Annotated in this window: 18 protein-coding genes; 8 read left to right on the top strand and 10 right to left on the bottom strand. The window is 39.2% G+C overall.

Annotated elements, in window-relative coordinates; all coding sequences use genetic code 11:
• Positions 1-4: 4 nt before the first annotated feature.
• Complete coding sequence (locus L6469_RS00625; RefSeq protein ID WP_006283463.1) at positions 5-985, bottom strand: ROK family protein; 981 nt, start codon at positions 983-985, stop codon at positions 5-7.
• A gap of 155 nt (positions 986-1,140) precedes the next feature.
• Between L6469_RS00625 and L6469_RS00620 the strand changes: the two genes are divergently transcribed.
• The 4 genes from L6469_RS00620 to L6469_RS00605 are packed head-to-tail and all read left to right on the top strand — an operon-like array spanning position 1,141 to position 4,924.
• Positions 1,141-1,818 carry a LysE family translocator gene (locus L6469_RS00620; RefSeq protein ID WP_006283462.1) on the top strand — a complete coding sequence of 226 codons (678 nt, stop codon included), beginning with the start codon at positions 1,141-1,143 and terminating at the stop codon, positions 1,816-1,818.
• A gap of 21 nt (positions 1,819-1,839) precedes the next feature.
• Positions 1,840-2,394 (top strand): DUF4924 family protein, encoded by a 555-nt coding sequence (locus tag L6469_RS00615; protein ID WP_006283461.1) that lies wholly within the window; start codon positions 1,840-1,842, stop codon positions 2,392-2,394.
• Positions 2,395-2,415: 21 nt separating this feature from the next.
• Positions 2,416-3,315: a dTDP-4-dehydrorhamnose reductase gene (rfbD, locus tag L6469_RS00610; protein ID WP_006283460.1), complete on the top strand. Its 900-nt coding sequence runs from the start codon at positions 2,416-2,418 to the stop codon at positions 3,313-3,315.
• 43 nt (positions 3,316-3,358) lie between these two features.
• Entirely contained in the window at positions 3,359-4,924 is a 1,566-nt protein-coding gene (locus tag L6469_RS00605) for a peptide chain release factor 3 (protein ID WP_006283459.1), read from the top strand.
• A 92-nt stretch (positions 4,925-5,016) separates the two neighbouring features.
• Here the strand turns inward: L6469_RS00605 and L6469_RS00600 are convergent, their stop codons facing one another.
• Genes L6469_RS00600 through trpD form a run of 7 tightly spaced genes read right to left on the bottom strand, consistent with a single transcriptional unit; the run spans position 5,017 to position 11,581 of the window.
• Positions 5,017-5,580, bottom strand: coding sequence for an anthranilate synthase component II (locus L6469_RS00600; protein WP_006283458.1), 564 nt, complete (start codon positions 5,578-5,580; stop codon positions 5,017-5,019).
• A 23-nt stretch (positions 5,581-5,603) separates the two neighbouring features.
• A complete protein-coding gene (locus L6469_RS00595; RefSeq protein ID WP_039871161.1) occupies positions 5,604-7,058 on the bottom strand; it encodes an anthranilate synthase component I family protein in 1,455 nt (484 codons plus the stop codon).
• A gap of 11 nt (positions 7,059-7,069) precedes the next feature.
• Positions 7,070-8,278: a tryptophan synthase subunit beta gene (gene trpB, locus L6469_RS00590; RefSeq protein ID WP_006283456.1), complete on the bottom strand. Its 1,209-nt coding sequence runs from the start codon at positions 8,276-8,278 to the stop codon at positions 7,070-7,072.
• A 12-nt stretch (positions 8,279-8,290) separates the two neighbouring features.
• Positions 8,291-9,067, bottom strand: coding sequence for a tryptophan synthase subunit alpha (trpA, locus tag L6469_RS00585; RefSeq protein WP_006283455.1), 777 nt, complete (start codon positions 9,065-9,067; stop codon positions 8,291-8,293).
• 2 nt (positions 9,068-9,069) lie between these two features.
• Positions 9,070-9,774, bottom strand: a complete 705-nt coding sequence (locus tag L6469_RS00580) for a phosphoribosylanthranilate isomerase (protein ID WP_006283454.1) — start codon at positions 9,772-9,774, stop codon at positions 9,070-9,072.
• Between the two features lie 7 nt (positions 9,775-9,781).
• A complete protein-coding gene (gene trpC / locus L6469_RS00575) occupies positions 9,782-10,576 on the bottom strand; it encodes an indole-3-glycerol phosphate synthase TrpC (RefSeq protein ID WP_006283453.1) in 795 nt (264 codons plus the stop codon).
• A 6-nt stretch (positions 10,577-10,582) separates the two neighbouring features.
• A complete protein-coding gene (trpD, locus tag L6469_RS00570; RefSeq protein ID WP_036858300.1) occupies positions 10,583-11,581 on the bottom strand; it encodes an anthranilate phosphoribosyltransferase in 999 nt (332 codons plus the stop codon).
• Between the two features lie 656 nt (positions 11,582-12,237).
• Here trpD and L6469_RS00565 point away from each other — a divergent pair.
• The gene (locus tag L6469_RS00565; protein WP_006283451.1) at positions 12,238-12,834 is read left to right on the top strand and encodes an RNA polymerase sigma factor; all 597 of its coding nucleotides are present in this window, start codon (positions 12,238-12,240) and stop codon (positions 12,832-12,834) included.
• On the opposite strand, the gene rpe is transcribed toward L6469_RS00565, so the two are convergent.
• Both rpe and L6469_RS14695 read right to left on the bottom strand, forming a co-directional pair.
• Positions 12,820-13,470 (bottom strand): ribulose-phosphate 3-epimerase, encoded by a 651-nt coding sequence (rpe, locus tag L6469_RS00560; protein WP_006283450.1) that lies wholly within the window; start codon positions 13,468-13,470, stop codon positions 12,820-12,822. The genes L6469_RS00565 and rpe overlap by 15 nt on opposite strands.
• Before the next feature lie 23 nt (positions 13,471-13,493).
• Positions 13,494-13,619 (bottom strand): hypothetical protein, encoded by a 126-nt coding sequence (locus tag L6469_RS14695; protein ID WP_006283449.1) that lies wholly within the window; start codon positions 13,617-13,619, stop codon positions 13,494-13,496.
• Positions 13,620-14,048: 429 nt separating this feature from the next.
• On the opposite strand from L6469_RS14695, the gene L6469_RS00555 reads away from it, so the two are divergent.
• The 3 genes from L6469_RS00555 to L6469_RS00545 all read left to right on the top strand — a co-directional run bounded on the left by L6469_RS00555 (position 14,049) and on the right by L6469_RS00545 (position 22,559).
• Positions 14,049-16,619: a glycoside hydrolase family 88 protein gene (locus L6469_RS00555; protein ID WP_006283448.1), complete on the top strand. Its 2,571-nt coding sequence runs from the start codon at positions 14,049-14,051 to the stop codon at positions 16,617-16,619.
• Positions 16,620-16,648: 29 nt separating this feature from the next.
• Positions 16,649-19,027: a pectate lyase gene (locus tag L6469_RS00550; protein WP_223918704.1), complete on the top strand. Its 2,379-nt coding sequence runs from the start codon at positions 16,649-16,651 to the stop codon at positions 19,025-19,027.
• 355 nt (positions 19,028-19,382) lie between these two features.
• Positions 19,383-22,559: a pectin esterase gene (locus L6469_RS00545; protein WP_143067121.1), complete on the top strand. Its 3,177-nt coding sequence runs from the start codon at positions 19,383-19,385 to the stop codon at positions 22,557-22,559.
• Positions 22,560-22,687: the final 128 nt, after the last annotated feature.

The raw sequence follows: 22,687 nt of genomic DNA, 5'->3' as shown, positions 1-22,687 counted from the left end.
CGCATTATATATCCCAACCCACAGCAGAAGCGCCAAGAACAGCAGCACTGCTACCATCAAGGGTAGAAATAAGGAACTTCGCTTTACCCTTGAAAATCTTCATGACATGCTCATCATATGATCGCTTAACATGATTCATAAGGAGATCGCCAGCTTTGGTCAAACCACCAAAGAATACGAAAGCCTCAGGACTACAAAAAGCAGCAAAGTCAGCACAAGCCTCACCAAGCATGTTACCTGTGAACTCATATACACGCAATGCTAAAGCATCACCCTTAGCAGCTGCCAAACTAACCTCAAGACTGGTAATATTCTCTGGCTTTAAAGCACGAAGCAATGAATCTTCATCACTGTTGGCCAAAAATTCACGAGCAGTACGCGCTACACCAGTAGCAGAACAATAGGCCTCAAGACAACCGGTATGGCCACAGCCGCAAGTACGACCCTCTTTACCACGAACCATAGTAACATGGCCCAACTCGCCAGCAAAACCATCACAACCATACACCAACTGACCATTGATGACAATACCAGAACCAACACCTGTACCTAATGTTATATCAATAAAGTTTTTCATGCCACGAGCTACGCCATAAGTCATTTCACCTAAAGCAGCAGCATTTGCATCGTTAGTCAATGCTACAGGAAGACCACCTAAAGCCTTAGAGAAGAGATCTGCTAAAGGAACGATACCATCGTGCGCCCACTCCAAATTTGGAGCAAATTCAATTGTACCTTTATAATAATTACCGTTTGGAGCACCAATACCCATAGCCTTAATGGTGTCCATACCACCAACAGAATCAATAATCGGCATAAGAGCCTCTATACTTGCTTTTACATAATCATTTACATCTTTAAAGCCTTGTGTCTTAATTGCTGTAGTTGCCTTAATCTCGCCACGAGCGTCTACGATTCCAAAGACTGAGTTTGTACCACCCAGATCCAAGCCGATTACATACGGCTTCATAGATTGTTCATTCATCAATTACAAATTTATTAGTTAGAATTATATAAAGCAAAGATAAATAAAAAAAAGGAAAAGAAACAAGAAGATTTCGCTATTTTTTCAAATAACCACTGCGTTATTGTCGCATATCAATTAAATTTTGTAATTTTGCAAATTGAAAAAATATAAATATGCCATTTCAATTTCATATAGATATTCTGGAACTGATTATTAAAGGCATCATTATAGGTGTCGCCGCTTCAGCTCCAATGGGACCTGTTGGCATTCTTTGTGTTCAACGAACCCAGAAAAAAGGCCGTTGGTTCGGTTTCGTAACCGGCATCGGTGCCGCAGCAAGCGATCTCCTTTATGCCCTTTTAACAGGTGCAGGAATGAGTTTCGTGGTCGATCTTATTAATAACCCGGTTAATAAATTCTATCTTCAGTTAGTAGGTGGAATCATGCTCCTTGTGTTTGGACTACTCAGTTTCTTCAGCAATCCTTTAAAAAAAGCACATCAAGGAGGTCAAAAAAAACTGGGTACACTGTGGCATAATGGTGTAACCGGATTTTTAATCACGCTATCCAATCCTCTGATTATGCTTCTATTTATGGCGCTTTTTGCTCAGTTTAATTTTGTGCACCCTCATGAACCTTCACTCATGATCTTAGGGTATGCAGCCATGCTTTTCGGAGCTTTGCTATGGTGGTATGGATTAACATGGCTTATCGATAAGATTCGTACAAAGTTCGACCAGACAGGTGTGATTATCATCAACCGCATTATTGGTAGTTGTGTCATCATTTTCAGTATCGTATCTCTAGTAGGTACAATATTTAATATTTATCTGTTCCCAACTAGTATTTAACACGTTTTTAAAAGGAAATATATGTTTATTGCTCAAGAATTAAGAAAGAAATCTATTGCAGAGTATATGCTCTACATGTGGCAAATCGAAGATACCATACGTGCGATGGGATGCAGTCTGCCAGTGATAAAGAAAATGTATATTTCGAAATTCACAAACCTTACCGAAGAGCAGATGGATGAAGAAATCGACTGGTTCGGTAACCTCATCCGCATGATGAACGAGGAAGGTAAACGTGATTTCGGACACCTAAACGTGAATAATGTGATTATGCAGGATATTATCGACTTGCACAATCGTATGTTGCAGTCTACACGATTCCCTGTTTACAACGCTGAATACTATAAGGTGTTACCATACATCGTGGAATTAAGACACAAGGGCGAAGAGGATGTAAACGAAATCGAAACTTGCTTTAATGCTCTCTATGGTAAAATGATGTTGCAGCTCCAGAAAAAAAGTATTTCGCCAGAAACAGAACATGCCTTCCAAGAGATTACACTCTTCATCGGCATGCTAAGCGATTATTATATTAAGGACAACACTGAAGGTCTTGACTTTGGTGACAATGAATAAACACATAAAAGTAGTCAAAAAATGAATATATTAGTAACAGGCGCCAACGGACAGTTGGGTAACGAAATCAGATTAGTAAGCCAACAATCAACTCAAGATCATTATATCTTTACAGATGTAATAGCATTGGAAGGTGTTGAAACAACTATTCTCGACATCACAAAGTTGGAAGATGTTCGAAAAATTGTAAAAGAACAGGATGTAAAATGCATCATCAACTGTGCAGCCTGGACTAATGTAGACAAAGCTGAGACTGCTGGTGATATTGTTGAGACTCTCAATGCTACAGCTCCAGAAAATCTGGCCAAGGCAATGAAGGAAGTTGATGGGGAACTGGTACATATTAGTACCGACTATGTATTCGGTGGTGATCCTTATAATACGCCATGCAAGGAAGACCAGAAAGGTACCCCTACAGGTGTATACGGCATGACTAAACTACATGGAGAACAGAAAATTCAGGCCTCGGGCGTAAATTATCTTATCATCCGTACAGCATGGCTTTATAGTGAATTTGGTCACAACTTCGTAAAGACTATGCTTAACCTTACCGCAAGCAAACCACAACTGAAAGTGGTATTCGACCAGACAGGTACACCAACATACGCTGGTGATTTAGCTACAGCAATCTTTGATATTATCGAAAATAGAAAATATGAAGGTAATACTGGTGTATATCATTATAGCAATGAAGGCGTATGCAGCTGGTATGACTTTACTGTAAAGATTGCCGAACTAGCAGGTAATACAAACTGCGATATCCAACCTTGTCACAGCAACGAGTTTCCGAGTCCAGTGACACGTCCGGCCTACTCTGTACTTGATAAGACCAAAATAAAAGAAACATTTGGCATTCACGTGCCATACTGGGTAGATTCACTGAAAACCTGTATGCGTAACATGAATGTAATCAAAGCATAATATTAAAACCGTAAAAAGAGAGGCGCGAGCCCCCGTATTTAGTATGACTGAAATAGAAAGACGTCGCACCTTTGCGATTATATCACACCCGGATGCGGGTAAGACAACTTTAACCGAAAAGTTCTTGCTCTTCGGTGGACAAATTCAAGTAGCTGGTGCTGTAAAGAACAACAAGATTAAGAAAACGGCTACTTCTGACTGGATGGATATAGAGAAACAACGTGGTATCTCTGTATCTACCTCTGTCATGGAGTTCGATTATAACGGCTATAAGGTTAATATTCTGGATACTCCTGGTCACCAAGACTTCGCTGAAGATACTTATCGTACTCTTACTGCTGTAGATTCTGCTATCATCGTGGTAGACTCTGCTAAAGGTGTGGAGGCTCAAACGCGTAAATTGATGGAGGTTTGCCGTATGCGCAATACCCCTGTGATTATATTTATAAACAAGATGGACCGTGAAGGACGCGATCCTTTCGACTTGTTGGATGAACTAGAAGAAGAACTGAACATCCATGTTCGTCCGCTCAGCTGGCCTATCAACCAAGGTCAGCGTTTCAAAGGTGTATACAATATCTACGAACAGAAACTAAACTTGTTTACACCTAACAAACAGCGAGTAACAGAAAAGGTAGAAATCGATATTAACAGCAATAACCTTGACGAGCAAGTAGGTGCAGAAAATGCCAGCCAACTTCGTGACGATCTTGAACTTGTAAATGGAGTATATCCGGAATTTGATATCGAAAGCTATCGTAATGCTGAAGTTGCACCTGTATTCTTTGGATCTGCACTCAATAACTTCGGTGTACAAGAGCTACTCGATTGTTTCGTACAGATAGCACCAAGTCCAAAGCCAACCAAGGCTGAAGAACGAATGGTAGAACCAACAGAACCTAAGTTCACTGGTTTCATCTTTAAGATTACTGCTAATATTGACCCTAATCACCGTAGCTGTATTGCATTCTGCAAAGTTTGCTCGGGTAAGTTCGTTCGTAATGCCCCTTATCACCATATCCGTCTGGATAAGACGGTACGATTCAGCAGTCCTACTCAGTTTATGGCTCAACGCAAGAGTACCGTAGACGAAGCATACCCTGGTGATATTGTAGGTTTACCGGATAATGGCATTTTCAAAATTGGTGATACATTGACTGAAGGCGAGAATATTCACTTCCGTGGTCTTCCTTCTTTCTCTCCTCTTTTGTTTAAATACATCGAAAATGACGACCCTATGAAGAGCAAACAGTTCCAAAAGGGTATTGAACAGTTGATGAATGAGGGTGTAGCCCAAATGTTTGTTAATCAGTTTAATAATCGTCGAATCATTGGTACAGTAGGTCAGTTGCAGTTTGAGGTTATCCAGTATCGTCTGGAGCATGAATACAATGCTAAGTGTCGCTGGGAACCTGTTCACTTGCACAAAGCGTGCTGGATAGAAAGTGACGATGAACAGGAGCTAGAGAATTTCAAGAAGCGTAAGTACCAATATATGGCTAAGGATATCGAAGGCCGTGATGTATTCTTGGCTGACTCAGGCTACGTTCTGAGCATGGCAGAACAGGATTTCAAGCATATTAAATTCCACTTTACCTCAGAATTCTAATCGATGAAAATCGACTAAGCATAATCGAAAAACGCCATCATACTATTATAAGTAAGATGGCGTTTTTTATTGACGACTTTAAAAATCTGCAATTATGCCTCCAGCCAGTTATTAATCATACGCTTACCTTCTGGTGTAAGAACAGATTCTGGATGGAACTGAATACCATGAATATTATAGTGCTTATGCTTAAGTCCCATAATTTCTCCATCATCACTTACAGCAGTAATTTCTAGAGAATCAGGAAAATCCTCCTTGTCAACCACCCAACTATGATAACGGCCTATCTTAAAATGACGGTCAATTCCCTTAAAGATCACATCATTATCATAATGCACGCAATCTGTAGCTACACCATGATACACTTCCTTCAGATTAATAAGTTTTCCACCAAAAGCCTCCCCTATAGCTTGATGTCCAAGACAAACACCTAACATAGGTTTAAGACCTGCATAAGAATGAATTACATCAAGCAACAAGCCAGCCTCTGAAGGAATACCAGGACCAGGACTCAATATAATCTTATCAAACGGTTCCAACTGATTCAAGGTAAACTGATCATTACGGAATACCGTAACATCAACTCCCATCTCACGAACAAGATGAACCAAATTATATGTAAACGAATCGTAATTATCGATAATAACAACTTTCATATTTCTTTTACTTTATTGAGGAATCAGAGGTTTTCTGCCATATGAATAGCTTTAACCAAAGCGCCCAACTTATTATTACTTTCTTCCAACTCGTAATCGTCATTACTCTTCACGGTAATACCACTACCTGCCTGAAACCAAAGTTCATTGTTACGACTTATAAATGTGCGGATAACAATAGCCTGATTCAAATCACCATTGAGTCCGATAAAACCAATACATCCACCATATGCTCCACGATTATGAGGCTCCATCTCACTAATTAACTGCATGGCACGAACCTTAGGGGCACCACTCAGCGTACCAGCTGGGAATGTATCAATAAACTCCTTGATACGATCAGCGCCCTCATTCAGTTCACCACTGACACGGCTAACCAAGTGGATAACATGACTATAAAACTGCATGTCCTTATAGAAATCTACCTTAACATTATGACAGTTACGACTTAAGTCATTTCTAGCCAAATCTACCAACATAACGTGTTCAGCATTCTCTTTCGGGTCATTACGCAAGAATTCAGCATTCTTACGATCCTGTTCTGGATTACCAGTACGCTTGGTCGTTCCCGCTATCGGATCAATAAAAGCACGATTGCCTACAATTCGATTATGTGTTTCTGGTGAAGAACCGAATATACGGAAACCACCGAAATCAAAATAGAACAAATATGGACTTGGATTAATACTACGAAGCGCACGATAAAGTTTAAAATCATCACCTTCAAACTTTTGAACAAAACGACGACTGATAACAATCTGAAAGACATCACCACGTTGACAATGCTTGACACATCGTCGGATATTCTCCTTATGTTCTTCGTCTGTCAGTGTAGAAGTTGTATCACCAACAGGATGAAAATCATAAGGTTTAACCGACGCACGATTCATATTCTTCTCCAAAGCTATCAATGTCTCCTCGCCCACAGACTGATGCCCTTGCGGAACAAGCGTGATCAACTGCAAAGTATTATCATAATGATCAAAAACAATAAGATCTTGATACAAAATATACATCAAGTCAGCAGCATCATTTTTACTCATCGTAGTATCCTTAACTGGAATATCCTCAAAGTAACGAATGGCATTAGAAGACGTATACCCATATAAGCCCATATAACTAGCACCTTCACCTATTACTGCAAAATGACTGATAAAATCATTAACAGCAGCAGCAACCTTTTCCTTAGCATTACCTTTAATAATAGGATCTTGAGAATTCGGAGCATACCCCGCAATCTCTTCGGTTTCTACTGTACCATCAGGATAAGTCTTAGTAATAATACCATGCCCCACTTGTATATTTGCAATCGGATGAATACCAATAAAAGAGCGCGAGTTATCATTACCATGATAATCAGAACTCTCCATCAGAGCAGATTGTGGATATAAGTCACGAAGACGCATATACACACCTACAGGAGTATAAAGATCACCAAGAATTTTCTTGGTAACTGTCGTATATTCAAATTGCTTCATACCTTTCATAATTAAAAATTACCATATTCCTTAGCCAATGGCTTATTATTGAGATAAGTCTCAACATCTTTGTCACCACGACCAGAAACAGTAAGTACAACAACATCCTCAGGCTTAAATTTCAACTTCTTTAAAGCGGCAATGGCATGGGCACTCTCAATAGCAGGAATAATACCCTCCATACGAGTTAACTCATAACCTGCATAAATAGCCTCATCGTCATTTACAGCCAACACTTGCTCACGACCCTTAGATGCCAAATCGGCATGCATAGGACCAATACCTGGATAATCCAAACCAGCTGATATCGTGAAGGCTTCCTGAATCTGACCATCTTCGGTCTGCATGACAAGTGTACGAGAACCATGAACGATACCTTCTGTACCTACCTGGATGGTTGCTGCTGTATGATCGGTATCAATACCTTGACCTCCAGCTTCAGCCAAAACAATCTTCACACGCTCATCATCTATATAATGATAGATAGTACCAGCAGCATTTGAACCTCCGCCTACACAAGCGATAAGATAGTCTGGATAATCACGTCCAATCTTTTCCTGTAATTGCTCTTTTAACTCCCTACTGATAACACTCTGCATCTTAGCAACGATATCAGGATAAGGGTGAGGTCCCATAGTACTACCTACGATATAGAAAGTATCCTCTGGATGACAGCACCAGTCACGAATAGCTTCAGAACAAGCATCGCTTAATGTCATGTTTCCAGTAGTTACCGGATGAACTGTAGCACCAAGCATCTTCATACGTTCCACATTCGTATGCTGACGCTCCACGTCTGTTTTGCCCATAAAGATTTCACACTGCATATTCATCAAGGCACAAACGGTAGCAGTAGCAACACCATGCTGACCAGCACCTGTCTCAGCTATGATACGAGTTTTACCCATCTTCTTGGCCATCAGAATCTGCCCTACGGTGTTATTGATTTTATGAGCACCTGTATGGTTCAAGTCTTCACGCTTCAAATAGAGCTGACAGTTATACTTCTCACTCATACGCTTTGCATAATAAAGAGGAGAAGGACGACCTACATAATCTCTTAACAAAGCATAATACTCATCTTGAAACTCCTTAGACTGAATAATAGGCAAATACTGAGCCTGCAAATCATGAACACATTTATACAAGATTTCTGGAACATAAGCACCACCAAACTGTCCAAAGAATCCTTTTTCGTCTACACTATATTTTTTAGTCATCTTATTTTCTCCTTATTTCTTTAAAGCTTCATACAACAAATCTATCGCCTTATCAGGATTCTTTGTTTCATTCAAAAGCGCAACAAACTTAGACCCGATAATAGCGCCAGCAGCATTATCCTGAGCACTTTCAAGGGTCTGCTTATTACTGATACCAAAACCTATCATACGAGGATTTTTCAAATTCATGGCATTGATATGGTTAAAATAAGCTACTTTCGCTTCATTAAAGTTACTCTGTGCACCTGTAATGCTGGCAGAGCTTACCATATAGATAAAACCATCGGTATTATCATCGATAAAACGAATACGCTCATCGCTAGTTTCAGGAGTAATCATCATGATGACACGAATATCATACTTATCAGCAATCGGCTTAACTACCTTTTGATAGTCATCAAATGGTAGGTCTGGTATAATAGCACCTGAAGCCCCACATTCAACACAACTTTGGAAGAATTTCTCAAAACCATAGTGCATGATAACATTAAGATAACCCATCATAACCAGCGGAATATGAACTTCATTCTTAATCGCTTTCAACTGGTCGAATAATTTTTGAAGGGTCATGCCATTCTTTAAGGCTACTGTACCTGCAGCCTGTATAACAGGGCCATCTGCCAAGGGATCACTGAAAGGAATTCCTACTTCTATCATATCGATACCACGACGTTCTAAGGTCTTAATAATTTCGCCTGTACCCTCCAACGTAGGACATCCTGCACAGAAATAGAGCGATAGCAACTTGCGGTCTTGACGCTCACTGAAAAGTTGATTAATTTTGTTCATATCTAGTTTCTTATTTTTTCAATAAATTCTTGTAATTGCTTGATATTTTTCAAGGCTGGTTCAGTTTCAAAGCAACTGTTTACATCTATGCCTGCCCACTTGGGATGATGAAACGATTTGAGCTGCTGCACATCGTCCGGCCCAATACCACCACTCAAAAGGAATGGAGTATCACCTTGATAAGCCTGAAGTACACTCCAATCAAACTGATGTCCACTACCTCCCACTGTAATACATTTCGTATCAAAAAGAAAGAGATCAACATGTCCTTCATAAGCTTTACATTTCATAATATCTGCAACATTAGATATAGAAATGGCTTTTATAATCTTGAGCCCAGGATGAATATCAGGATCTACCGAACGGCGGAGATTATCTATCATGACAGGAGACTCATTTCCATGCAACTGTACATAATCAAGATCATAATTATAAATTTGTGTTATGATATTTTGCGGCATATCGTCTACAAAAACACCTACTTTCTTAATATGTTTCGGAAATATGAAATTAGGCTTTCCACCTTGATCAACAGCATAGACAAAACGCTCAGGACTATAATCGGGTATGATACCTGCACGACTACTGAGCATGCTGACGTAACGTTTACTCTTCGGATAGAAGATAAAGCCCATCAAATTGATATCCAACTGCGATGCCTCACGAATATTTTCGGCTTCACGCATACCACAAACCTTGATAATCATATCGAAATTATTTTGCTAGTTCAGAAATAAACTGTTGAAGAGCCATACCAGGATTATCTTCTTTCATAAAATATTCACCCATCAAAAAGCCACGGAAGCCTACCTCGCGTAACTGCTTGACCGTTTCGACTTTTCCGATACCACTCTCGCTAACCTTACACACATCTGCAGGAAGTTTCTCTGCCAAACGGAAACTGTTTTCTACTTGGGTTACAAAACTACCTAAATTGCGATTATTAATACCATACATATCTGGACCGAGTTCAGCATATTCAAAATCACGGTCATTGTGCATTTCTAACAGCACCTCCAAACCTAATTCATGTGCCAACTTCAACAGATGTGCACATTCTTCCTTACATAAGTCTGCAGCAATCAACAAAACTGCAGAAGCTCCACAATAACGAGCCTGAAAAAGCTGATACTCATCGATCACAAAATTCTTATATAATATAGGTATGGTGACTCCATTCGCACGAGCCTGTTGAATATACTCATCATAACCACCAAAATACTCGGTATCGGTAAGAATGCTGAGAGCAGATGCACCAGCCTCTTGATAAGCCTTGGTTACAACCTCAGCTTTGGCATCACGATGAATCCAACCTTTACTTGGACTTTTACGCTTAAACTCTGCAATAATTCCAGAATCAGACTTCATCAATGCTTGACGCATAGAGGGTACCGATGTGTCAAGCATATTCTCTACCATCGGATAAAGTTTACTAGGAGATATAAAAGCCTTGCGCTCTTCGATTTCTATACGCTTATGTGCAACAATTTCTTCTAAAATATCAGCCATGACAAACTAGGAATTGATTTCAACAAACTTCTTAAATGTAGCTAAAGCCCTACCACTATCAATACTTTCACGAGCTATTTCAATACACTCTTCGATAGATTTCTGTCCCTTCTCTAATACCTGAATAGCAAAAGCAGCATTAGCTAATACGATATTCTTTTGAGCAGGAAGAGCCTTATTTGCCAAAACATTATCAAAAATTTCTGCTGCTTCTTCTTCAGTGGCACCACCTTTCAATTCTTCTGGTTTGGCTATTTCGAAACCAAGATCAGATGGTTTGAATATCTTTTCATAGTTATTTGTTGTCACCTTGAAATCACCAGTCAAACTGATTTCATCATAACCATCAATACTATTGACAATACCAAAATCAATACCAATCTTTTGATAAACTTGTTTATACAGACGCATCCGATCTAAATTAGCAACTCCAAGAAGCTGACAAGAAGGCTGTGCTGGATTTACTAAAGGACCAAGCAGATTAAATACAGTAGGGAACTGAAGAGCTTTACGAATAGGCGCAACAAACTTCATAGCACTCGCAAAAAGCTGAGCATGAAGATAAACGATACCAGCCTCATTAATAGAACGATTTAAAGTATCCAAGTCTGCCGTAAAGTTTACACCATGATTCTTGATGACATTAGAAGCACCACTAACAGAAGTAGCAGCATAATTACCATGCTTAGCCACCTTATAGCCTGCACCAGCAATTACAAAACAAGAAGTAGTAGAAATATTGAAAGTATTCTTACGGTCACCACCTGTACCTACGACATCGATATAACGATCACAATCAAGTAACGCAGGAACACCAGTTGCCAAAATTCCATCACGAAAACCTAAAAGTTCATCAACTGAGACACCTCTCATTTGTAGACCAGTTAGCAGAGCGGTAATTTGTTCTTCTGGAATTTCACCTTGAGTAATAGCAACAATAATCTGCTTCGTTTCCTCACGAGTCAATTCCTCATGATTTAGCATTCTATTCAAAATTTCTTTCATTCCCATTGTATTAGTCTCCTATATTTTTATGTTGTTATAATCTTGAAAAGTGATAAAAAAGGAAAGAGGCCTGTCGTAAGAACGGCAGGCCTCTTTGTGTTATTTTCTAAGTTCAGATATCCACATGGCTTAGCGACTCACGACTTATTTAAATCTTGAGCAACGCCACCACCAAATGTTAAATACTGAATTCATCATTTCTTGCTATTTTGTTTAATTTTTACTTTTGCAAAGATACGGTCTTTTTTGAAATTACCAAAAGATTTAAAGAAAAAAAGAAAAAAAAGTTTTAACCTGCTTATATTTCTTGAGCAAATATATCGTTTTGACATCATTCACATTATTATAATAACGAAAAGAAATATTTCAAATTTATCTCCTTATACCTCATCCACTTACCTCTATAAACATCTTAACTGACGAAGTACACGATTTAACCAATACAAAATCATCTAAAAATTAAAATACGATCACCAAAAAACGAATTCTAATACAAATGGAAACAGTTTTTGCATTTTATTGTATTTTGAGTGTTAAAAAATTTGGAGAAAACAAACTTTTCTTTTACCTTTGCCATTATAAACCTCATTTATGAACAACAAAATTTAGAGCCTATTGATTTAATTCTACCTCAAAAACTCAAAACAATAAAGCAAATGAAAAATCTATCTGATATGACCGACGAAGAGTTGGCCCTATCCTACATCAATGGAAATAATAAGGCTTTTGATTTGTTGTTAACACGCAACCAAACCAAAATATTTTCATATATCATGTTCGTTGTTCACGACCATGACTTGGCTGATGACATCTTTCAAGAAACCTTTATGAAAGTCGTTACTCGATTACAGCAGGGAAAATATATTAACAATGGAAAATTCTCTGCTTGGTGCACACGTATCGCCCATAATATTATTATGGATTGGTATCGTGAACAAAAAAGCAACAAAGTAATAGAATCGGGACAAGAAAATGATTTGTCAAATATAGGTTCAGAGAATACCATCGTAACCAATATAGAAAACGAATACGTCAACAGCCAAGTACTAAGAGACGTTAAAAACATGATGAACCAACTTCCAGCAAGCCAGCGTGAAGTAGTCTACATGCGTTATTATCAGGAATTATCGTTTAAGGAAATTGCTGAAATAACAAATGTCAGCATCAATACCAGTCTGGGACGTATGCGTTATGCTATCCTTAACCTCCGCCGTATGGCAAAGGATAATGACATACAGTTACAACTCCTTTAAATGATGTATTACATCTTCTGGGGTTTGAGCCTTAAAGACATAACTACCACTGACAAGCACATCAGCTCCAGCTTTTACTAGACGAGGAGCCGTCTCGCCATTGACCCCACCGTCAATTTCAATTAGGGCCTTACTACCACTTTTATCTATAAGTTCACGAAGTCGTTTTAATTTACCTATGGTATTTTCGATAAATTTCTGTCCACCAAAACCAGGATTGACACTCATCAATAATACCAAATCCACATCTGTAATAATATCTTCTAAGACTGATACAGGAGTGGCAGGATTCAAAGTTACACCAGCTTTCATACCAGCATCATGAATCTGCTGAATAGTACGATGCAAATGTGTACAAGCTTCATAATGCACATTCATCAACATAGCACCGCTTTTAGCAACTTGATCAATATAATTTTCAGGATGTACGATCATCAAATGCACATCCAGCGGTTTTTGACAATACTTTCCTACAGCTTCAAGGACAGGGAATCCGAAACTGATATTAGGTACGAATACCCCATCCATAATGTCCATATGAAGCCAATCGGCCTCACTGCGATTGATCATTTCCACATCGCTTTTCAAATCAATAAAGTTAGCAGAAAGCAATGATGGAGAAACAATTGTTTTCATTTATTCTTCTTTTTCTTAATTATTTAATTCAAACATGATACTCTTTCGCCATTGTTCATACGCACAACGCGATAAGTATGAGCAAACTGCTTAATTATCCTAATTGTAAGATCAGAAGGCTTCATTTCATCAAGAGTAAACTTCTTCATAGGCAATTATTATTATCCAAGTAACATTCTTTTTATAGATAACGCAATACAGAAGCAAATATTACTTTTAAATCAAACTTTTTGGAGAATACAATCGAAAGAGGTTGGCGCAGGATGCACCAACCTCGGAAAAGGGGATTTCAAAAAATGTGAAATCACCTAAATATTTCGCAAATATAAACTATAATTTATAAAAAAGCAAGTCTTTATCCTAAAAAAACATTTTTTTAACATTGATAGCGCACACAATATCTCCAGCTTTACGTTACTATAATAGCCCCGAGAAAGACTTCATCAAAAACTGGTTTTCCGCCATTTGATAAAAATTCCTATAAAAGCGATGATTTGTACAAAACTATTTCGATAAATAATCGTATATTTGGGGACTATTTTGAAACTAATAACTCAAAACAATAAAGTAAGTAAAAAATGAAGAAATCTTTATGGACTCTTCTATTTGCCCTACTTCTTCCAGCCAGCATGTTTGCTTCAGGATGGAACGAACAGGAGTACAAGCAGATAGAACAAAGTGTGAAGTTACCACAAATCAAAGGTAAGGATTATGTAGTAACCAAGTATGGAGCCTCAGAAAAGGCATCGGCTGCCGCTAATCAAAAGGCCATCAATCGTGTTATCGCAATGGCTTCAAAAAAAGGTGGCGGTAATGTTATCATTCCTAAAGGAACTTACTCTACAGGCGCAATTACTATGTTGAGCCATGTAAACTTGGTTGTAGAAGAAGGTGCTACGCTGCACTTCGCTTTCGAACCAAAACTATATCCTCTTGTACGTACTTCATGGGAAGGTTTGGCATGCTGGAACTATTCTCCATGTATCTATGCCTACAAAGCTACTGACATTGCCATCACAGGTAAAGGTACTATCGATGGTGGTGGTTCTAACGATACTTGGTGGCCTATGAACGGTAATCCAAAATTCGGATACAAACCTGGTATTACTAAAGAATCTCAGAAATTAGGTTCCAGAGCAAAACTCATGAAGATGGCTGAGAATGATGTTCCTTTCGATGAACGTAAGTTTGGTATGGGTCAGGGACTTCGTCCTCAACTTATCAACTTTGTACGTTCTGAGAATATTCTCATCAAGGATGTCACTCTACTCCGCTCTCCATTCTGGGTTATCCACCCTCTTTTGTGTAAAAATATCACAGTAGACGGTGTTCAGATTTGGAACGAAGGTCCTAATGGTGATGGTTGCGACCCTGAGGCTTGTGAGAATGTCATTATTCAGAATACCCTCTTCCATACAGGAGATGATTGCATCGCCATCAAGAGTGGACGTAATAACGATGGCCGTTTCTGGGGTAAACCAAGCAAGAATATCATTATCCGCAACTGTAAAATGGAAGACGGTCATGGCGGTGTCGTAATCGGCTCCGAAATTTCTGGCGGTTGCGAAAATGTATATGCCGAAAACTGCTACATGGACTCTCCTAATTTGGAACGTGTACTTCGTATCAAGACGAACAATTGTCGTGGTGGCTTAATACAAAATATCAACATGCGCAATGTGAAGGTGGGTCAGTGTAAAGAAGCTGTTTTAAAAATCAATCTTGATTACGAAAACAATGAAGATTGCTATCGTGGCTTCGAACCTACTGTTCGTAACGTAAACATGGAGAACGTTACTTGCGAAAAAAGCGAGTACGGTGTACTCATGATTGGATTGGATAATGTGGATAACATCTACGATATCAACCTCAAGAACTGTACATTCAATGGTGTTATCAAACAGCCTGTTAAGGTTACAGGAAGAACCAAAGATGTACATTACGATAATGTATTCATCAACAACAGTCTAGTACTGAACAAAGGTGAACAGCCTTACAAGAGTTACGCACAGTGGCTTACATACAGCGAAATGAAGCGTGTGCCTCACTCATATCTCCTTGATTTCTCTAAGAAGCCAAAATGGAGCTATGTAATGGGTATCGAAATGGAAGGTATGCTCGATACCTATCTGAAATATGGTGGTGAAGACATCATCAACTATCTCAAGGAATATCCTGAGACCATGATTGATGAAAAAGGAAATGTCATTGGCTATGCGTATGAAGATTTCAATCTAGACAATATCCGTACAGCCAAATATATTCTTCGTATGCAGAACCTTTTCCCTCGCAAGGGAAACGAGAAAGCACTAAAGACTTTCTTCAAACAATTGCAGAACCAACCTCGTACCAAAGAAGGGGTATACTGGCATAAAGCCATCTATGCGAACCAGGTATGGCTCGATGGTATCTTCATGGGATTACCTTTCTACTGTAATTATGCTGTACAGACCCTGAAACCTAAGAAAGCAAAAAAATATCTTGATGATGCTGTAGACCAGATGATTAAGACCGACAAGCGCACTTATGATGAGAAAACGGGGCTTTGGAAACACGCTTGGGACGAGACTCATTCTCAATTCTGGGCTGACAAAGAAAACGGAAAGAGCAAGCATACTTGGGCTCGTGCCTTAGGATGGTATGTAATGGCTATGGCTGAATGCCTCGATGCAATGCCAGAAAATTACGAGCGCCGTGGTGAGGTTATCAACCTTCTGAAAAAGGCTATGGATGCTGTTATCAAGAATCAGGATAAGACTACTGGTGTATGGTATGATGTCATGGATGTAAAGAGTGACAAGAATTACTTGGAATCTACAGCTTCTAGCATGTTCGCATACGTTCTCTTAAAAGGCTACAATAAGGGCTATCTTGGAGAAAAATACAAGAATGCTGGTATCAAAGCTTACAACGGCATCATCAATCAGTTTATTCAGGTTAATGCAGATAAGACCATCAGCCTTACTAAATGCTGTAGCGTAAGTGGCCTTGGCCCTGGTCCTGGTCCATATGTAAAGAAGCCAAACTACAAACGTGATGGTAGCTTCGAATATTACATCAGTGAACCTATTCGTGATAACGACGCTAAAGGTGTTGGTCCTTTCATTTGGGCAACCCTTGAATTGGAGAAGATCCAAACTAGCAAATAAAAAAAGATTTTCAAAATTTTAATGAACAAATGCAATTAAAATCAATATTGACTATGGCTGCCGTTGCTGCAAGTACGGCGGCCATGGCTCAAGCACCAGCTTTCCCAGGAGCAGAAGGACACGGAAGATACGTAACTGGTGGACGTGGTGGCAAAGTGATTCATGTAACTAACCTTAATGATAAAGGCGAAGGCTCTTTCCGTGCAGCTGTTACTACAAGTGGTAAAAAAATTATTGTCTTTGATGTAGCAGGTGTTATCCCCTTGGCATCTGACGTAAAAATATCTGCTAACACAACCATTCTTGGCCAGACTGCACCTTATCCTGGTATTACTCTAAGATATTATACCGTTACTTTAGGAGGCAACAATACAATAGTTCGTTTCCTTCGCTTTCGTCGTGGACAAGAGAAAAATGTCAATGATGGAGCCGACACTTTTTGGGGACGTAACCTGACAGGAGCTATTATAGATCACTGTTCTATGAGTTGGAGTATTGACGAAATCGGTTCTTTCTACGACAACAACAACTTCACCATGCAATGGTGTGTCTATGGAGAAAGTCTAAATAATGCCGGCCATGATAAAGGAGCACACGGCTATGGTGGTATCTGGGGTGGTAAACTAGCCAGCTTCCACCACAATATGATAGCTCACACCAGTAACCGAGCTCCACGCTTTAACGGAGCACGCTATAACTGGACTGGTTATACCAGCAATTCCTCATACAATGATTACAAATGGGAAAATGCTGTACAAGCTGAAAATGTAGACTTCCGCAACTGTCTTATCTTTGACTGGGGAAGTGGTGGATGCTATGGTGGGCCTGGTGGTGGTTATATCAACATGGTGAACAACTATTATAAATCTACTCCTGAAACAAATAACAAAAACCGTATTACCCAAGTTTCTATCGCTAACAGCACGACTTCTTCTGATGAAAATGCATTCATGGATATGACAAGTCGCTACTTCATCAGTGGTAACTATGTAAATGGATATGGAGCAAACTATGACTGGAGTGGTGTAAAATACGACAGCGGTATTCCAACCATCAATGGTGAGTATTATACCCTCGATTCTCTTTATGCTTACGGTAAAGCAGTAGAACATGTCAATAATTCCAAAGGAATTCCATGTGTAAAGATTAAACTCGACGAAGCCAAGGCACCAATCGGAGAGGTTACTACCCATTCTGCAGAAAATGCATATCAGAAAATTCTTACTTACGGTGGCGCATCACTTTTCCGTGATGATGTAGATGCTCGTTACATGACAGAAACACAAAACGGTTCTTCTACTTATACAGGATCGGTTACTAAAGTAAAAGGACGTATCGATGTCGTTGCTGATTGCGATGGTTACACTGAGAAGAATTTCCCTACAGGTGAACGTGAAAAAGGGTTTGACACTGATAACGACGGTATGCCGGATGTATGGGAAAATGCAAATGGCCTCAACCCAAATGATGCTTCTGATGCACTGACTTATACGCTAGATTCAAAAGGATATTACACCAATCTGGAAGTATATGCCAACGCTTTGGTTGAAGATATTATGAAGGGGGAAAATACCGATGCTGAGTCTTCTGTGGATGAATACTACCCTACTGTCAACAAGGTAGATGGTATCGACTATTACACCGGACGCGAAGTCGAACGAGTAGATCCTGCTGATACTTCTGTCGTTATCGATGGTGCTAAGGGCAGTATTACATGGCCTTTAACTTCTGGCAATATCGAAACGGCAACAATAGCTGACAATATTACCGCCGGAATTCAAACAACGAGTATGTCACTCGGTAGTGGCATTACTTTGAATTCTACTAAAAATGTCAATGGTACAACAGAAACTTTGTTTCAAGCTGAAACAATAGAGACAAGTGCTACAGAAAATAATTATGCCGCATTCACGATAACACCTGAAGAAGGCTTCAGCTTCCAACCTACCAATATTGCTTTTAGAGCTTCTAAGATTGGTACAAACAAAGGAACATTGAAAATCGCATATCTCGAAGCTGATGGTACCGAAACAGATATCGCTACCATCGAGCCAAACAGAAACGAGGAGGCAAGTAGCTGGTATACTGATTTTGACCAGACAATTCTGTGTAATGCTAACGAAAAAGCACACCAGTTCAAATTCTATTTCTACAATTTGGGAAATCTTAAAGATGACAATAGTATAAACTACAAACAAATCGGTCTAAGCAACCTTGTCATTACAGGTACGGTAGTGAATACAACCACGGGGATTTCTCAGCAAGTATCTGTCTCTACTAGTCCTATTCAGACCATATATTATAATATGAGCGGACAAAGAATCAGCGCTCCTGTAACTGGACAAATTACAATTGCCAAAACCCTATATGAGAATGGAACTGTAAAAACCAGAAAGATTATCCAGTAAGAAGTTTATACAAAAAATAAGAGTATAACAAACTTAAACTTTTTTTATAGTAAAAGGCCTCGACATGTTTCGAGGCCTTTTTTATAATACATCACTCAATGTCAAACCACACAAATACATCTCATCTTGCAAAACAGCAAGCAGCTACAATATGATTTTTTGCATAATATTATAGGATATTTTATCCAATAAAATGAATATAGGTAAAAAGCTGAAGCATATTTGAAATTTAATTTTACCTTTGCAAGGAACAAGAATAAATGTAAGTTAAGAAACAACAAACAAATCAAAAGGAAGACCTAAAAGGAATACCTAATAAAATAATTTAATATTTTTTTAACTAACCTCTGTAATAATGAAAAAAAGTTTACTTAGAACAGGCATGTTATGTCTAATGATGCTTTTTGCCCTTATCGCAAAAGCCCAAGACATAACAGCATTATGGGATTTTAAAAATGGAAATCCTTCGACCCTGAAATCACTCAGCATTGAGAAAACTACAGGAACTGTAGCATCAACCATTCCTGGTATCGAACTCTATGTCGATGCTACCAATGGTAAATTAAAACAACGTGATTCAGATGCTCAGTTCAACAACGGAACAATTATCCGAGTTCCTGTAAAATCTACTAAAGACGTCGTCACGGTAACAAGTTACAGCACGAACTACACAATAGGTGGCGTAGCTGCTGACAACCAAACCAGTGACCACAAAGCAACTTCAGCCGAAGTTGTTGCAGGCTATGTAGATATTGTTGCTACAGGTAGTGAATACCTCTACTCTATCCAAGTAGTTCAAGCAGGAACCCTACAAGAGAAGCTTTTGTATTCTACAACCTTCACAGACTGGACTAGTGCTAAAGCTAATGCAACAGAAGCTATCAGCGTAACACAAAATACCAAGTACAGCCACGAAACTTTAAACTTCTCTGTTTTCGATACACAGATTAGCAATTATAATGCTAATAGTAGCAAATTTCCTAACTGGACTGGTGGCTATCTGATGGCCAATAAATCAGCTGATCCATACATTCTAACATCTACTTTATCAAACATAAGCAAAGTTCACTTTATCCACGGAGCAACAGGTAGCAACCGTGGTTGGAAACTGGAAGCAAAAGGTGATGGCGACGAAGACTGGGTTGTACTCAGTTCGTCTGTAGCTAATCCACAAACTGGCGCAGAAGTTACCGTAAATGTAAACAAGACAAACTGCCAGTTACGATTCACCAACTTGAATACAAGTCAGAATGCATATCTCTTCCAGCTGGATATCTATGGCAACGTAGATATGAGTAAGACCCCTGCACTAGGATCTCTGGAAGTAAATGGTACTAAATACATGGCGGCAGATATCTTCAACGAAATATCTGATGATATACAGGCTGCAACTATCGAAATCTCTAAAACAGAGACTGCGATCTCCGAAAATAATCCTATTACAAATATAGTAGCTGATAATGGTGAAATCGGCACTGTTACATATAGCACAAAGAATGACACAACAGTAGTAACAATCCCTGTAACAGCTAACGATCAGACCATAAATTATGTTGCTAACATCGTATTAAAACCAGACTTTATCCTGACTTATTACAATACCGATGGCTCTGTTATTGGTACACAGAATGTAGAAAAAGATGCTACTATCAGCACCTTCAAATACGAAGAAAAAGATGTTATAGTAGCCGACGGATCTAAGTTCCGTGGCTGGTTTGTTCATGCAAATGGTTCTGGCAATCGCAAGTATACCACAGAAGAAACCATCACAGGTAACACAGCACTCTATGCAGTAGCAACAGAAGTTGAGACCTATAGCACCAACAAGCGCTATACCTTTACCCTTAACGATCAGTATTTCTATGCAGAAGATCACGAAGCATTCGATTCAAAAGGCAATGGCAAGTTCCACGATAGTACACATGGTTGGACTTTCTCAACTAACGATGAAGTAAAGATTCTCGTAGGCGGCAACGCATACATTATACCTTCTCTCTGTCAATATAGCAGTGGAACCATCACGATCAGTAATTCTAAGGGTGAAGTGATCAGCACTTTAGATGCTAAAGCTACAAAGGACGGTGCTACGGCATCTTACTACTATGAAGGTACTGCAGATGAACTTACCCTTACTTTCAGCGGTAGTATCTATTTACACAAACTTACAGTAGCCAACGTTGCATCAGCACCAGTTGCTAAGAACGAAGCTGGTTATTATGTAGTAGCTAAAGGTGATGCTGGTAACTTACTGACAACCATCGAAGTAGCCAATGCTAACGCTAGCAGCGATGCACGCACATATATATTCGTACCAAAGGGTACATACGACCTTGGTGAAACCGTTCTTACTCCAATCTCTGGTAACAACATTTCTATCATCGGCGAAGATGCAAACTCAACCATCATCGTTAATGCTCCACAGGTAAAGAACGAGGGTATTGGTACTACTGCCACATTCCTGATTACAGGTAGCAACACATACATCCAAGACGTTACCCTTCAGAACGCTCTCGATTACTATTCAAGCGGTGCTGCAGGTCGTGCAGTTGTTATCCAGGATAAAGGTAATCGCACTATCTGCAAGAATGTGAAAATGCTTTCTTACCAGGATACTTATTATAGTAATGCGGATGGACAATACTACTTCGAAGGAGGTGAAATTCACGGTACAGTAGACTATCTCTGTGGTAGCGGTGATGTATTCTACAACAAGGTAAAACTTGTTAATGAATCTCGCGCTAAAGACAGCAAATATGGTGAAGACGTGATTGCAGCACCTTACCCAGGTGAAAGTTGCAAGTATGGATATGTATTTGATAGCTGTACCATTGTAAACAACGCAGCCTCTTTCAGCCTAGGCCGTTCTTGGGGTGGAAATTCTAAGTTGACATACTTGAACACGATCATCGAACAGCCTTCAGAAATAAAATCTACACGATTCACACCAGATGGTATGAACACTGTAGCTTACCAGTTTAAAGAGTACAACTCTATGGATACAGAAGGTAACATTGTTACCCCTGCAACAAACGTTGTATATTTCAAAAAGGATGCAAATACCAATACGCATAACACAACCATGTCTGCAGACTCTGCTGCTCTGTTCAGCATAGCAAACATATTCGGCACATGGGCACCAGACCAGCTCGCAGCTCAGGTTACAGTAAGCAATGCAAAAGTAATAGGCAATACCCTTACATGGGATGCTATCGAAAACTCTCCAGCTTATGCTGTATATGCGAACGGTGAATTTATTGGTATAACAAACACCAATTCTTACACTATCGACGATGATACTCAGAAGTATTCTGTAAAGGCCGCTAACACGATGGGTGGTTTCGGCAAAGCCGTTGAGTTGAACAGCACTTCAACAGGAATCACCAACATCAATGAAAGCGCTACAGAAGTTGCTTCAGAGGAATACTTCACAGCTGATGGAATACAAATCGCTACACCTAAAAGAGGTGTAAACATTATCGTAAAACATTTCGCTAATGGTGATACCCAAACCAGCAAATATATTGTAAAATAAGCATAACAATCTTTCAAAAATGGCAGATTTCAGATTTGAAATCTGCCATTTTTGTTTTTTAACATACAACTTAAAACGCTAAAAATCAGCTAGTTGATAATTTTTCATGTAAGATTGTCAATTCTTAA

The sequence above is a fragment of the Segatella baroniae B14 genome (assembly GCF_022024235.1).
In the GTDB taxonomy this organism is placed as follows: Bacteria; Bacteroidota; Bacteroidia; order Bacteroidales; family Bacteroidaceae; genus Prevotella; species Prevotella bryantii.
The sequence above is the reverse complement of the archived record's forward strand: the minus strand, read 5'-3'. Positions and strand labels throughout refer to the sequence as shown.